The organism is Cryobacterium sp. RTC2.1 (genome assembly GCF_035018685.1).
GTDB lineage: Bacteria > Actinomycetota > Actinomycetes > Actinomycetales > Microbacteriaceae > Cryobacterium > Cryobacterium glucosi.
The window spans coordinates 1-14,176 of sequence record NZ_JASJXJ010000104.1 but is presented as its reverse complement, the minus strand read 5'-3'; the positions used below and the strand labels follow the sequence as shown (position 1 = coordinate 14,176).

Annotated in this window: 13 protein-coding genes and 1 pseudogene; 9 read left to right on the top strand and 5 right to left on the bottom strand. The window is 63.6% G+C overall.

The window, feature by feature from the left end; genetic code table 11:
* The 3 genes from QN357_RS13050 to QN357_RS13040 form a co-directional block, all read left to right on the top strand.
* Window positions 1-387 (top strand): hypothetical protein (locus QN357_RS13050; protein ID WP_323504981.1); only part of this gene is annotated, 387 nt, incomplete at its 5' end.
* 239 nt (window positions 388-626) lie between these two features.
* On the top strand, window positions 627-875 hold the full coding sequence (locus QN357_RS13045) for a hypothetical protein (protein WP_322135543.1): 249 nt from the start codon (window positions 627-629) through the stop codon (window positions 873-875).
* Window positions 876-1,440: 565 nt separating this feature from the next.
* Entirely contained in the window at window positions 1,441-1,773 is a 333-nt protein-coding gene (locus QN357_RS13040; protein ID WP_322135544.1) for an SdpI family protein, read from the top strand.
* Between the two features lie 157 nt (window positions 1,774-1,930).
* On the opposite strand, the gene QN357_RS13035 is transcribed toward QN357_RS13040, so the two are convergent.
* A complete protein-coding gene (locus QN357_RS13035; RefSeq protein WP_323504980.1) occupies window positions 1,931-3,472 on the bottom strand; it encodes a hypothetical protein in 1,542 nt (513 codons plus the stop codon).
* Window positions 3,469-4,047: pseudogene (locus QN357_RS13030) on the bottom strand (ABC transporter ATP-binding protein); the annotation flags it as partial. The gene QN357_RS13035 and the pseudogene QN357_RS13030, both read right to left, overlap by 4 nt.
* Before the next feature lie 599 nt (window positions 4,048-4,646).
* Between QN357_RS13030 and katG the strand changes: the two are divergent.
* Entirely contained in the window at window positions 4,647-6,920 is a 2,274-nt protein-coding gene (gene katG / locus QN357_RS13025) for a catalase/peroxidase HPI (protein WP_323504978.1), read from the top strand.
* Window positions 6,921-7,482: 562 nt separating this feature from the next.
* Here katG and QN357_RS13020 read toward each other — a convergent pair.
* Together QN357_RS13020 and QN357_RS13015 are read right to left on the bottom strand one after the other, a co-directional pair.
* Entirely contained in the window at window positions 7,483-7,938 is a 456-nt protein-coding gene (locus QN357_RS13020; protein ID WP_322140465.1) for a toll/interleukin-1 receptor domain-containing protein, read from the bottom strand.
* Between the two features lie 435 nt (window positions 7,939-8,373).
* Window positions 8,374-8,664, bottom strand: a complete 291-nt coding sequence (locus tag QN357_RS13015) for an antibiotic biosynthesis monooxygenase (RefSeq protein WP_322135550.1) — start codon at window positions 8,662-8,664, stop codon at window positions 8,374-8,376.
* 170 nt (window positions 8,665-8,834) lie between these two features.
* On the opposite strand from QN357_RS13015, the gene QN357_RS13010 reads away from it, so the two are divergent.
* The 4 genes from QN357_RS13010 (at window position 8,835) to istB (ending at window position 13,205) form a co-directional block, all read left to right on the top strand.
* Complete coding sequence (locus QN357_RS13010; protein WP_322135551.1) at window positions 8,835-9,332, top strand: GNAT family protein; 498 nt, start codon at window positions 8,835-8,837, stop codon at window positions 9,330-9,332.
* 254 nt (window positions 9,333-9,586) lie between these two features.
* Window positions 9,587-10,603: a CoA transferase gene (locus tag QN357_RS13005; protein ID WP_323504977.1), complete on the top strand. Its 1,017-nt coding sequence runs from the start codon at window positions 9,587-9,589 to the stop codon at window positions 10,601-10,603.
* 104 nt (window positions 10,604-10,707) lie between these two features.
* Window positions 10,708-12,384, top strand: coding sequence for an IS21 family transposase (gene istA, locus QN357_RS13000; protein WP_322187954.1), 1,677 nt, complete (start codon window positions 10,708-10,710; stop codon window positions 12,382-12,384).
* Between the two features lie 5 nt (window positions 12,385-12,389).
* Window positions 12,390-13,205: an IS21-like element helper ATPase IstB gene (gene istB, locus QN357_RS12995; protein ID WP_198413606.1), complete on the top strand. Its 816-nt coding sequence runs from the start codon at window positions 12,390-12,392 to the stop codon at window positions 13,203-13,205.
* A 34-nt stretch (window positions 13,206-13,239) separates the two neighbouring features.
* Here the strand turns inward: istB and QN357_RS12990 are convergent, their stop codons facing one another.
* Entirely contained in the window at window positions 13,240-13,548 is a 309-nt protein-coding gene (locus tag QN357_RS12990) for a thioredoxin family protein (RefSeq protein ID WP_322187952.1), read from the bottom strand.
* A gap of 53 nt (window positions 13,549-13,601) precedes the next feature.
* Here QN357_RS12990 and QN357_RS12985 point away from each other — a divergent pair, with 53 nt between their 5' ends.
* The gene (locus tag QN357_RS12985; protein WP_322187950.1) at window positions 13,602-14,069 is read left to right on the top strand and encodes a CoA transferase; all 468 of its coding nucleotides are present in this window, start codon (window positions 13,602-13,604) and stop codon (window positions 14,067-14,069) included.
* Window positions 14,070-14,176: the final 107 nt, after the last annotated feature.

Sequence of the window (14,176 nt, the reverse complement as noted above, 5' to 3'; positions counted from 1 at the left end):
GCCCCGCACAACGCCGGCCCCACCCTGACCGCGGTCATCACAGCGCTCAAGGCAACAGACCTGGGTGCGCTCTACGACCTGGGAGACCCGAGCCTTCGAAACGGGCTCACCCGGGAACAGTTCGTCGCCACCATCGGCGCTACCGGCGGCGGCAGCGTCACAGGTTTGACTCCCACAGGCGCCACGACGTACGTCACAACCAGTGCCGGCGCGGACTTCACGCTCACCCCGATCACCTTCGACTACGTCAAGAACGGTGTTCCCGGTGAAGTCACAGCCCACCTCCGCCTCATCTACACCGGAGGCCAGTGGCGCTACATGACCATGCAACCAGACAACGCGCCCGCGAACTCGGACAGCAACACGCCTGACCCGACCGTGCCCTAGTATCCCAATTGACCAACGCGACGCCGCAGGCAGGGAGAACGATGCGAAGAACGACTCGGTTTCTGAGCGTGGTGACCGCAGCCAGCATGTGTGTGCTCTTGCTGATGGGCTGCGTGCCCGGACAATCCATCGACAGCCTGGCCAAACAACCCGAAGCCGCATTGACCTAGCCCGGCAGCACCGATGTCCGGATCAACAATGTCCCAGGACGGGTTCAATTCGGCCTCGATGGCGGCGACGTGGCCATCACCGGCATATCCGGGACAACAACGCACCAGCAACGCGAGGTCATCGCCTTCTACTCGCAGGCACTGGCAGCGAATGGCTGGACACAGCCCAGGGACGATCATCGCTCCGAGACCGCTTCGGGACTGCCCTCTTACTTTATGCAATGGGACAAGACGAAGCCCTACCTCACCTATGTCGTCGTCGTATGGACTGAGGGCGAAACAACGAAGTACGAAACTCAACTGCAATCGTTGCGGTAGTCCGTTCGATTCGCGGTCTGAAAAAGCAAGTTGAGATCCCGCGTCGGGGTAGAGAAGAAGCACCGCCGCGGTGGGAAGGACGAGATTCGAATCACACCACCGCGGAAGCGTCCGCAAGGGGTTCCGCTGCCAGGGCGGTGATACAGCCGTTCTGTTTCGCAGCGAAGAGTGGCTCTTGGTGGAGGATTCAGGAAATCGAACCTGACGAGGCACCCCGATAGGCGCATCCCCCGGAACACGTATGCGTCCACCACATTCTAGCCAAAGTGGCCCTGACCCCGCTGGCAAGCACTCAAAATCCCGTCCCGTAGGAGGTTCGGCTTGCGGCCATGTGCACCTCTGACGGCGCGACCTCTCGGAGGCCCGGGCCGGGGCCCGGACGCCAGTGTCGCGCTCGAGCGGCATCGTGAGGCGAGACTTGCTGGGCCGACTTAAGCGGTCCTTTCGCGGGCCTGTCGAAAACGGACTGGGACTCATCGCCGTCAAGCAGCCGGTATTTGCGTGCGAAGTCGATTCCCAGCTACGCGACACCGGCTGATGTTGAGCGGTGTCGATACCCTGAAGCATGACTTACGAAACGAATTTCGCCGCCTACATCATTGCTGCCGCAATGTTCCTCGTCGTCATTGTGACGCAGCTTGCCGCGTCGGGAAAGATTCGCCGCAATGGTTTCGTTGGGCTCAGGATTCCGCCCACGATGGTCAGTGATGCTGCGTGGGTAGCAGGCCATAGGGCCGCTCGGGTGCCGTCATGGATTGGCTTCGTTCTGGTCGCGATCGCTGCAGGGACAGCCCAGTTCATACCGGAGGCCACGACTGCTCCCATCGTGTTCTTGTTTCTATTCCTCGGGTGGTCCGTCGTGGCCGCCTGGCGAGGGGCGGGAGCCGCAACGAGCTGAATCTAGCTTTGGGCAGCCTGCCAGATCAAGCTACCGGGCGGGGTTCGCCCGTGCGCAAGGGGTTCCGGCTACGGGCACGGATGGCGCTCGGGCCCAGTCGTTTGGCTTCTGTGCATCCGGGAGCATCGTGGGTCGGCGGCTGGTCCTCGACAGCTGGTCAATTGCCGAGGGCTCGAATGCGTCGTCCGGCGAGGGCGGCCACGATTCCGATGCCTGCGGTGAGCCATATGGCCGCTTCTGGTCCGGCGGTTGAGGCAAGCACGCTCAGTCCTCCCGCCGTGGTGAGCACGATGATGAGGGCGTCGGCTTGCCACGCGATCACGTTCAGAATGGACACGTCGCCAGCTGGCGTGACGACGGGAAGGAGCAGACCGATGGGCATCGGTCCTTTGGCACAGTCCAGAATCCGCACCAGAGCGATGAAGACCGACACCAGCATCCACCACGGCAGGACACCGATTGGTGCCCCGCCCGGCACGGCAGCAATGGCACCTATGGATCCGAGAAGGAGGCAGGCGAGACCGGGGAGCAGCGCATGGGAGCCGATCATGGTCAGGGCGCTCCGTCCATACAGCGACGACGGGCCGACGTTCTCGTTGGCGTTTCGCAGCCCGTCGCACCACACGCCGGCGGCGAGGTAGGCGAGGAGTACCCCGGCCAGGGCCATGACCCAGTCGATTCCGTCAGTGGCTGAAGCAGTTTGGGCGTTCAACCACCCTGCTCCGACGAGAGCCAGAGAAGCGAGTGTAGTCCGCACGGGGAACCGCCGTGCGGATCCGAGGTCGCGCTGCAGAATCGCGATCGGCAGTGGCCCGGTGAAGGAGATCCGGCAGTGCCTCCCTCGTGTCGGTGGGGTGCGGAGGGCGCCTGACGCTCCGGCAATATCGCCGGTCTGCACCAGAGTGCCGATTGACTGCCAGCGGCGGGCTTGCGCCATGATTTCAGGGCTGCGGAGGTTATTCAGCAGTGCAGGAGCGGCCAGAAAGACCAATGGTGACAGGGCGAGGGCGATGACTGGCCACCACGGGACTGGCGCGGCCGGACCGAGGGATTCCCACAACAGGGCAAGCCATCCCCAGGGGGTCGCGAGCAGGACGATGTCGACGCCGGTTTCCACTGCAACCGCACTGCCCAGGATGACAATGGCCAATGGGATCGTAATGCGGCGGGGACAGCTCTGCCCGACAAGCCACAGCACGGCCAGCACGCCCGAGTACGCGATCGAGCCCAGCACCATGAGCGCGGCCGGAATGGCCGCTGTCGGCCCGCCAAGGAGCCGCGCCCCGATAACAATTCCAGATACCGTGACCGCCGCCAAGGCCAGCACGGTGACGCTGATCAAGAACGGACGGCGCAGGGTATCGCTGCGGGCGAGGTAACTACCCGCGAGGAATTCAGTGAGGAACGGACTCGGTACGACCGGACCGCGCGTTCGCCCGATCAGGACCGCGCAGGCTGCCAGTATTGCAGCGATTGCGCCCACACCCCGGGAGCTATCCGGGGCGACGATCGTGGCAAGGATTTCCGGACTCGCCAAGCCGAGGACTAGTGATCGCACGACTGGCACCGCGACGATTGCGACGATGAGTGCCGCGACGTAGACCGTGTAGACGGCGTCGCTCGCCGTTGGCAGGCCGGCTCTTGATGCGGTTACGGATCGAGACTGCGCCAGGATCTGACGGTCAGTGGAGGTGCTCACGACTCTGCGAGTGACACGGACCGGTCCGCGGTGGCCTCGATCATGTCTGTGCTGTGGCTCGCGATCACGACCGTGGCCCCACGATCGATCTCGGTGCGAACAACCGATGCCACCAATGCTCGTCGTGTGGCATCCAGGCGCTGCTCCGGTTCGTCGAGGATCAACACGTCGAAAGGACGCACGAGAGCCGTGGCCAAGGACAACAACTGCGTCTGTCCCGACGAGAGCTCGTTCACAAACCGGTTCTGGAGGTCACTGATCCCGAGAGCCGCCATGGTGGTGTCAGCCGCATCAGTGGCAGCGGATCCGAGTCGTCCCCACGTTGTCGCGATGAAACGCAAATGCTCGTGAGCGGTCAGCTCCCGGGCAAAGGCCGGCAGGCCGATACGGGCAGAGATGGTTCGCCGCATAGTGCGATGGCGTTCATCGACCGGCTCACCGTCAATGAAGGCCTGACCTCCAGTCGGACGAAGCTGGCCACTGAGGATTCGAAGAAGGGTCGTCTTGCCGGAACCGTTCCGCCCCTGCACAGCCAAGGCTTCACCGCTACTCACAATGAGGGATACGGGCGCCAACAGCACCTCTGAATCGATCGAAGCGGAGACATCGCGGGCTTCGAGAGAGGACACAAGCCTCATCCTCTCGCACTTCCAATCTCGATGACCGACCCGCCTCAGGCTGGGCGGGCAAGAATCGTCATTCTGTCTCGTAAGGGGTTCCCCACTAGGAGCCTCTGGCGGGGGTGCTCCCAGGTCACCGCGAGCGGCACACGATTCGCGGAAATCAAGCTCTCGACAGCCCCCATCCTCCGGCGTCGGTTTCACCGGGCTTCGCACCGCCCGCACCGCAGCAATCGGCGCAGGGCTTTATTTGGTTTGGCCGTCGTGCGCTCGGCCACCGCACCACCGCCGTCTAGAAGTCAGTCACTTTCTTGGCATGCCACGCACACCTTGCGGGAATACGATCTCTCTATCGGGTTTCCCGTCACGTCGGCAGCCCGCGACGCACCGCCTCACAGCAGCGTCGAAGCATCGCTGCACCACAGATCGACGCTGCGGCGATGCGGCGGCTGATCGTTAAATTGTGACCCCGACGACACCGTTTCTCATCCAGCTAAAGCACACAGGGAGCATCAATGGGCACTGACGACCAGACCAACACATGCAGTTTCCACATGAGCGGTGCGCTGCCAGCAGGTGGCGACCACCTCGGTGGCACCTTCGGTCAGTCGCCGACCCTGGACAGTTGGTACCCGCAGCGTCTCCGGGTTGAGCTTCTCCACCGGAATGGCGTCGACGCCGACCCGCTCGGCGCGGACTTCGACTACGCGGCGGCTTTCGCCACGATCGACCTCACGACGCTCAAGTCGGACATCAAGCGACTGCTCACCACATCGGTCGACTGGTGGCCGGCGGACTACGGCAACTACGGTCCACAGATGATCCGAATGGCGTGGCATGCCGCCGGCACGTACCGAATTGCCGACGGCCGTGGCGGAGCGGGCACCGCGATGCAGCGGTTCGCACCAATCGGAAGCTGGTGGGACAACGGCAACACCGACAAATCACGACGACTCCTACAGCCGATCAAGCACCAGTATGGCAACGCTCTGTCGTGGGCCGACCTGATGGTCTTGACCGGCAACTGCTCCCTCGAGTTGATGGGCCTGCCGACGTACGGCTTCGGCGGTGGACGACTCGATGCGTGGGAACCGGACGACGGCACCTGGTGGGGCCCGGAGGTCTGGAACCCGCACGCGGTCGCGAGCCCTGACGAGATGGTGAGCCGCGACGAACGCTGGCATGGTCAGAACGGCGACGCGGACTACGACCTGCAGAGCCCCCTGGCCGCGTCGCACCAGGCGCTCATTTACGTCAACCCTGAGGGGCCCTATTCGAACGGCGACCCGCTGGGCTCAGCACGCGACATTCGCATCACGTTCACGCGGATGGCGATGAACGACGAGGAAACGGTGGCATTGATCGCCGGTGGCCACGCGTTCGGTAAGAGCCACGGCCAGGTACCCGCATCCGACATTGGACCGTCACCCGAGAAAGCCCCGATCGAGTCGATGGGGCTCGGTTGGCACAACCCGGTGGGTACCGGCAGTGCCGAGCACACTTCGACCAACGGCATCGAGGGCAGCTGGACTCCGAACCCGACACAGTGGGACAACACCTACCTCGAGAACCTATTCGCGTACGACTACGAGCAGACGAAAAGCCCGGCCGGCGCGCTGCAGTGGACACCGACTGACCCGGAGGCGCCGAAGACTCCGGACGCCCACGTACCCGGTCAGATGAACCCGCTCATGATGATGACCTCGGACATCGCACTCAAGGTCGACCCGGAGTATCGGGCCATATGCGAGCGTTTCCTGGCCGACTTCGATCTGTTCACCCTCGCGTTCTCGAAGGCCTGGTACAAGCTCACGCACCGCGACATGGGGCCGAAGCACCGGTACCTCGGCCCGGAGGTCACCATCGCCGACGACCTGCTCTGGCAGGACCCGCTCCCGGACGCAGCAGGATCCTCACTCGACGAGGCCGACGTGGCAGCGCTCAAGGAAGCCGTCCTCGCGACCGGGCTGTCCGTGTCCGACCTCGTCTACACGGCGTTCTCCGCCGCCTCGACCTACCGCGACAGCGACAAGCGCGGAGGGGCGAACGGTGCCCGCCTGGCATTGTCGCCGCAGAAAGACTGGGCGGTCAACCGACGCACCGTCCCAGTCATCGACGCGCTGCGGAACGTGCAGGCGGCTTTCACGGCGACGTCGGGCGGACGGAAGGTGTCTCTCGCCGACCTCATCGTCCTCGCCGGCAGCGCCGCCGTGGAGCAGGCGGCACGGGCGGCAGGATCTGACGCCAGCGTGCCGTTTACGCCAGGCCGTGTCGACACGACGCAGGAGTTGACCGACATCGAGATGTTCGAGTGGCTGCGACCCATTGCGGACGGGTTCCGCAACTTCGTGTCCGAGCGCTTCGAAGAGTTTGCTCCGGGCGTCGCGCCCGAGGCGGTATTCCTCGACAAGGCTAACCTGTTCACTCTCACCGCACCGGAGTGGACCGTCCTGCACGCCGGGCTCCGCGTGCTCGGCAGCAACTGGGACGGGTCCGACGTGGGTGTGCTCACGGATCACGTCGGAGCCCTGACGACCGACTTCCTCGTGAATCTGACCGACACCGACCTCATCTGGACGAAGGACGACGAGACCGCGATGACCTTCACTGGTCGGGTTCAGGTGACCGGCGAGGCTCGCTGGAGGGCCTCCCGGAATGACCTGGTATTCGGCTCGAACGCGCAACTACGGTCGATCGCCGACGCCTACGCGGGCAGCGACGGGCAAGAACGGTTCGTCCGCGAATTCATCCGCGTCTGGTCGAAGATCATGATGCTCGACCGCTACGACGTCAAGGGCCACAAGCGTTACGGGGCAATGGCCGCCTGACCCCGGAGGTCGCGTCCCGGCGACCTGACGGCGTGGAGGCACGGCGCGGTCACGCGCTGAGCCTCCCAGCCGTCAATGCCTTGACCGAACGACGCTTGAGGCCGCGAGCCGAACGTCGCACGGATTGATCAGGCTGGGGACGGCCAAGGAACCTCCGCGGGCACCACGTGGTCGACCACACTCGCACCTGGACGGCCTGCGAGGGTGGACGGGCCGCTATGCCCTGGAAGCCGTTGCCCCCACTCGTAGAGACGCCGGCCGGATTTGCTTTGGCCTCGAATCGCGAGAGGGTGCCGCTGATGTTCTCTGTGGCGGCTCGTAAGGCCTGAGCCTTCCGGGGTCATGTCCCGCTGAGGAATGCGCGTGACCGGTAGAGGTTCCCATGTGACACAAGTGTGCCCGACCAGGCGACCGCATTGCTGGGGCAAGTATTTGTCTCGATAGGGGTCCCGCTTACGGGCACGACGCTGATGTCGTTAACTGGCCGGGAAGCATTGGCGCTGGTTCATCGGGTTGTTGCTGGTTGGGCCATCGAGGCGTCGTAGAGGCTTGCCACTCAGCGCTATTTGGCGGCCGACTTTATGCTGAGTTCGTCGGCCTCTTCCTCCGTAACGATTCCGACGAGCTCGGCAATCTTGACGACGATGTCTTCCATGGGCTCTTCGGCCGTACTGAATCCACCACGCGACGCGAGTGTCGGGGTGACCTGGTCGAGCTCCTCGAACGTCACCCCGTGCATGACCGGCACTAAGAGGCTCCGGCGCAGCAGAGCGCTGAGCTCGTTGCTCGCAATGCTGCGGTCGGTACGCAGCTTGTCGAGCATTGCGGGCGTCACCAGCACAATCCCCATGCGCGAACTGACCAGTCCACGGTCGATGGCTACTCGCATGTCCGTGCCAGGTCGCAGGCTTACCTCACTGAACCACACCGACACGTCTTTTCCGAGGAGCAACTCGTAGACGTCATTCGCGGCCGCCTGACGGTCGGGCCAGGCGTGACAGAGGAACACGTCATTCACCTGAGTCCGTATGACAGTCGCCGCGCGGACAGACTCCAGGTCGCGCACCTGCTGTTGCGTGTACGAGGCAGTCGACCCGCTGGGCTGCCAAGCCGGACGGGCGACACCACGTCCCCCGCCCCCGCTACTGCCCGACAAGCTCCCACTCCTACGCACAGGCGCGGCCGGTGTGGCGTCGGACGAGTGCGACCGAGGCGGCGAGTATGAAGAACGCCCATAGCCGGACGAGCATGCAGGGCAATTCGCGCGACCGCTTGCTGTGCGGTGGCCTTCTCTTGGAGCTGTGCATTGAGCCATGTGCTGATGATACGGAAGACCTAAGACACCGAGTGGAGCAATGGCCCGTCGGTGCCCGTAAGCCGATCGGCATACGCACCTCGAACCACATTGCCAGTCACGGGATTCAGTCAAAAAGGATCCCAGATAGGGTTCGATCTACGGGACGGTCTGGAAATGCTCGACCAAGGGGAACGGTTCGTAGAAATGGTGCAGTAGGGCGCGCCATTCTTGGTACTGCGCGGATTGCCTGAAGCCGATCGTGTGGTCGTCGAGTCGCTCCCACTCAACGAGCAATAGGTATGTGCTCGGAGACTCGATCGAACGCGACAGCGTCAGGCTACGGCACCCGGGCATTGACGAGATGATGGACCGCGCATCGGCAAAGGCGAGCTCGAATTCAATTTCACGACCGGGAATCACGGGTAAGAGGGCATGTTCTGTTATCACCTAAGCAGTGTCCCATTCAGCGTTCCCATGTGACACAAGTGCGCCCGACCAGGCGACCGCATTGCTGGGGCAGGAATTTGTCTCGATAGGGGTCCGGCATACGGGCTCGGATCCATCCGCGGCGTATATGGGACCCTTTCCTTATGCCTGCTACTACTCGACTCATTTCCGTGACGGATGTGGAGCGCCTTGCCGGCCTTCAGCTCACCGGCCGGCTCTTCTTCGCTCCGTGGGACCCAGTCCGCGCGGACCCCTTCTTTACCGTCGCAGGCCAACAGGCGGAGGTCGAAAAAGCGCTCGCTTGGCACAGCCGTGGCGAGGCCTTACCGCACGTGATTCTCGACGAGGATTCGCAGGTTGTTGGTCGGATCACGTTTAGTGGGATCACCTACGGGGCCTTCCAATCGTGCAACATGGGTTACTGGGTCGCCCAAGAGAGCAACGGACATGGCTATGCCACCGACGCAGTTCGAGCAATGACTGCGCTTGCATTCGAAGAGTTGGGGCTGCACAGGGTTCAGGCTGAGACGCTGATCCCCAACGTGCGCTCACAACGGGTGCTTGAACGTGCCGGTTTCGCGCGCTACGGATCGGCTCCTCAATACCTGAAAATAGCGGGCCGGTGGCAAGACCATCTCATGTATCAGCTGCTTGCCGATTCCCAATAGGCGGTCAACTTCACCAACGTGATCCCACCTCATCCGCAACCAGTCGCGGACCGGGGCGATTGCAGCTTTCACGTCTCGCAGCCCGTTTCGTCGAGGGTTCCTCGACTTGCCTATCGCCGCCTTTCCCCCCCGTTTTGATTCCGTCCCATGATTGCTCGGCCTCATGACCTCACCGTGGGGATAAAGTGGGGGCCACCGATGATCGCCTGACTTCACGCCCATGTGTGAACGGTCGAGGGCGTGGGAGGCACCTGATGGGCACCTTCCTCAGCACGTTTCTCTCCGATTCCGCGGAACTTCCGGAACTCACCAATCGCGTTCATTCAGCTGGGCCGGTGCCGCTATCGTCGCCGCTGCCTGTCGCGGATCTTGCCGCAGACAGCATCGCGGCGACCATGCTCATGGCCTCGTTGCTGCACCTTGTCCGCACGGGAGTGCGCGACCCGAGGGCGAGCGAAGTTCCGCAGGTGAGCATTGCGCCGCAACTCGTCGCCGGCACCTACCGGAGCGACCAACTCTTCCGGTGGAACGGGAGCCCCGCGCCAGCGTGGGCGCCCCTGTCCGGATTCTTCGCCTCGAGCGATGGCTGGGTTCGCACTCACGCCAACTACCCCCACCACGAAGCGGCTTTGCGCACACTTCTGAGATTGGACGATTCCGTCACAGCCGAGACTGTCGCTCATGCGATTTCGCGCCGCAGCGCCCTCGATTTGGAGGATGAAGCCGCAGACTCTGGTGCGGTCATAAGCGCGGTTCGCAGCCCGAGCAGTTGGAGAGGACATCCTCAAGCCCAAACCCTGGAAGCGGATCCCTTCATCAGCCTGGTGCAGCAGGCAGGAGGCTCGGGCCGCCATAGCCTGGGGTTGGCCGACAGCTACGCGCCACTGCAGGGCGTCCGGGTGCTCGACTTGACCCGGGTGATAGCCGGTCCGGTGGCCACTCGCAGCCTCGCGTTCTTCGGCGCAGACGTCCTTCGCATCGATAGCCCTGGCATGCCGGAGCTCTCCTGGCAATATCTCGATACCGGGCAAGGGAAGCGTTCCGCGCTTCTTGACCTCGGCTACAAACCAGATCGAGACCGCCTCGAACAGCTACTAACGGACGCCGACGTTATTGTCATGGGATACAGGCCGAACAGCCTCGACCTGTTCGGCCTGTCCCCAGCCGAACTCCACAACCGCCATCCAGGGCTCGTTATCGACCGGGTGAGCGCGTGGGGGCAAAGCGGACTGACTATGGCAGTGTTATTCGGACCCACCAGGGCAATCTAAGCGGGACCCACTTCGGCTGTTTCGGGGTGTCTGGGGCAATCTAAGCCGGACCCACCTCCACCGTTGTTGCAACGTGTTTTCGTTGCTCAAGGTGGAGGTTTCGGATGGAGTTTCGGATGGAGTTGTTCGCGCGGATCAGACGTGATGCGCGCGTGGAGGGCCTCTCGATCAGGGAGCTGGCCCGAAGACACGGAGTCGGGCGGCCGACGGTGCGGCAGGCCCTGGCGCAGGCGGAACCGCCGGCCCGGAAACCGAGGGTGCGAACCGCACCTCGGTTGGACGTATTCAAACCGGCGATCGACGAGATGCTCCGCCAGGACCTCGACGGACCCAAGAAGCAGCGGCACACGGCGAGACGGATCTTCGCCCGCCTTGCGGAAGAGCACGACGCGACCGAGCTGTCGTATTCGACGGTCCGTGACTATGTTCGCCGTCGTCGGCCGGAAATAGATGTCGAGGCGGGCCGGTTGCCCGAGGTGTTCGTCCCGCAGGAGCACGCGCCTGGCGCGGAAGCAGAGGTCGATTTCGGCGAGGTCTGGGTGGTGCTCGCTGGGGTGAAAACGAAATGCCACATGTTCGCCTTCCGCCTCTCGCACTCGGGGAAGGCGATCCACCGGATCTATCCGACGCAAGCGCAGGAAGCGTTCCTCGAGGGCCACATCGACGCGTTCGAGGACATCGGCGGGATCCCGACCCGGCACATCCGCTACGACAATCTCACCGACGCCGTCGTGAAGGTCATCTACGGCACCGGCCGGCAGCGCACCGAGAACCAACGGTGGGTCCTGTTCCGCTCACACTATGGATTCGATGCGTTTTACTGCCACCCCGGGATCGAGGGCGCTCATGAGAAGGGCGGCATCGAGGGTGACGTCGGCCGGTTCCGCCGCACCCACCTCTCACCCATGCCCGTTGTGGACACCCTCGCCGAACTGAATCAGAAGGTCCGTCAGTGGGATCTCGACGACGAGAACCGCAGGATCGGCGACCGCATCCGCACAGTGGCTCAGGACTTCGCTCTTGAGCGGGAGCTGCTGGCACCGATCACGGCGGAGCGGTTCGAGCCGGGCCTGTCGTTGACGCCTCGGGTGAGCCGGTCGAGTCTGGTCCGGGTGCGAATGGCGTCGTATTCTGTCCCGGCCCGGTTCATCGGCCGCACTGTGAGGGTGTCGCTCCGCGCATCGGAAGTAGTCATCTTTGATGGCCGAACCGTGATTGCCAGGCATCCTCGGGTGGTCGCACTGCACGGGCAGAGCGTGAATCTCGACCATTACCTCGAGGTCCTCCAGCGCAAGCCCGGCGCTTTCCCCGGTTCGACCGCTCTCGCTCACGCCAGGGCGACCGGTCACTTCACCTCAGCTCATGAAGCGTTCTGGGCCGCGGCACGGAAGACCGATGGTGATGCCGGTGGCACCCGAGCCCTGATCGACGTTTTGCTGCTGCACCGTTCGATGGCTGCTCAGGACGTTGTCGCCGGCATGACCGCCGCACTGACGGTCGGCGCCGTCACCGCCGATGTCGTCGCGGTCGAGGCCCGACGCCACGAAGCCTTGGGTGGGTCCGGGTTGGACCGTCACCTCGCCGATCAAGCTCGTGGTCCGGAGCGGCGAGTGGTCAGTCTTACTCAGCGCCGTCTCGCGGACCCGGCCGCCGTTATTGCCGGCCTTCCGGCCGACACCAGGCCCTTGCCATCCGTTGCCGCTTACGACCAGCTGCTCCGCATGCCCGATCGAACGACACCCGACACAGAGCCCAGCGTCAAGAAGGGAACAGGTTCATGACCACTATGACAACCATCACCACCACCCTGCGGAGAAGGCGAGGCCTCACCGAGGAAGCCGCGAATGCAGCCATCGATCAGGCCTGTCGGCGGCTTCGCCTTCCGACAATTCGTGCGGTCGTCGAGGAAGCCACGACCACTGCGCAGAAAGAGCAGCTCTCCTATCAAGGGTTCCTGGCGGAGCTGCTGTTGGCGGAGTGCGACGACCGCGACCGGCGCTCCTCCGTTCGCCGCGTCAAGGCGGCGGGGTTCCCTCGGGATAAGTGGCTTGGGGACTTCGACTTTGACGCCAACTCGAACATCAATCCGGCCACGATCAACACCCTTGCTACCGGCGACTGGGTTCGACGAGGCCAGCCGCTCTGTCTCATCGGTGACTCGGGCACCGGCAAGTCGCACCTACTCATCGCCCTCGGCACCGCGGCGGCAGAGAAAGGGTTCCGGGTCAAATACACGCTCGCAACCCGGCTCGTGAACGAACTCGTCGAAGCCGCCGACGAGAAGAACCTCGCCCGGACCATCGCCCGTTACGGAAGGGTCGACCTGCTCATGATCGACGAACTGGGCTACATGGAACTCGACCGAAGAGGCGCGGAACTCCTCTTTCAAGTCCTGACCGAGAGGGAGGAGAACAATTCAATCGCGATCGCATCAAACGAGTCGTTCTCCGGTTGGACGAAGACCTTCACGGATCCGCGGCTCTGCGCGGCGATCGTCGACCGACTGACGTTCAACGGCACCATCATCGAAACCGGCACCGACTCCTACCGGCTCGCCCACACGCAGAAACAACGAGCCGCGACAGCAACGATCAGCGGCTGATAGTGGCATCCCTGGCGCGGGAACGAGCCCAGGGTCAGGCGTGGTTCTGGATCGCCTCGACGAGCTGCGCGACAGAGGGAACGCCAGCGAAACCGGTGTCAATGCGATAGACCCGGCACGCCAGATCGGAGGTTCGTCCATCCGACGGGAACGCATCCACACCATCGAGAAGGATCGTCGGCGAGCCTGCAAACGGGACCGCCGCGGCCTGGACGCTATCTGTCAGCAGACGATACGTCACCTCGACATCGACTCGACCCAACTCGGTCAGCGCCGACTCAACCCGCGTCCCCGCCTCGACCCAATTCGGGCACTCATCAATATGAAGAATCTCTACGCGCATACACCAGTATCACTCGTGGTGATCAGACTCCGGGTCCCGCTTAGATTGCCCAGGTGGGTCCCAGTTGGGTTGACATAGCCAGCGGACCCTGGGCCGAGCGTCGAGGATTCGACAGTATCGTCCAAGCAGCCAGCGGCATTGCCCAGATCCACGCAGACGGCACGGGCAGGCCAGGTGCTTTGCCAGCCCAAGCTCTGGATCATTCCGCCGGGTACCTACTTGCCGCCGGGATCATGTCATCACTTCGACGGCGCCACCTCGACGGGCACGGGTGGACTGTCGACATTTCACTGGCCCGTGTCGCACAAGAGCTACTCGCCCAGCCTCATTCCCCGCCAACCGAAGCCGGCCCAAACGTGATCAGAACCGTGAACGCGGAAACGCCGGAAGGAACCGTCACCTGTGCCGCACCCGCGATCAGCATCAGCGGTGGCTCGAAACGCTACAGGTGGATCGGTCGCCCGTGGGGAGCGGACCAGCCAGAATGGTCCGAGCCACGATCCGCCGACGTCCAGCGATAAGGCCCACCAGGAAGGTGCGCCATCGGCAGGTGCAACATGGCGAAGCCGCCCGCTGCGGGTTCCGCTTACAGCCTTTAGGTTGGAAAGATGGATGAAGAGGTTCTAGC

Coding starts and splice junctions, on each gene's coding strand:
- QN357_RS13040 (WP_322135544.1), top strand. CDS start 1,441: ATGACTTACGAAACGAATTTCGCCGCCTACATCATTGCTGCCGCAATG.
- katG (WP_323504978.1), top strand. CDS start 4,647: ATGAGCGGTGCGCTGCCAGCAGGTGGCGACCACCTCGGTGGCACCTTC.
- QN357_RS13005 (WP_323504977.1), top strand. CDS start 9,587: ATGGGCACCTTCCTCAGCACGTTTCTCTCCGATTCCGCGGAACTTCCG.
- istA (WP_322187954.1), top strand. CDS start 10,708: ATGGAGTTTCGGATGGAGTTGTTCGCGCGGATCAGACGTGATGCGCGC.
- istB (WP_198413606.1), top strand. CDS start 12,390: ATGACAACCATCACCACCACCCTGCGGAGAAGGCGAGGCCTCACCGAG.
- QN357_RS12990 (WP_322187952.1), bottom strand. CDS start 13,548: ATGCGCGTAGAGATTCTTCATATTGATGAGTGCCCGAATTGGGTCGAG.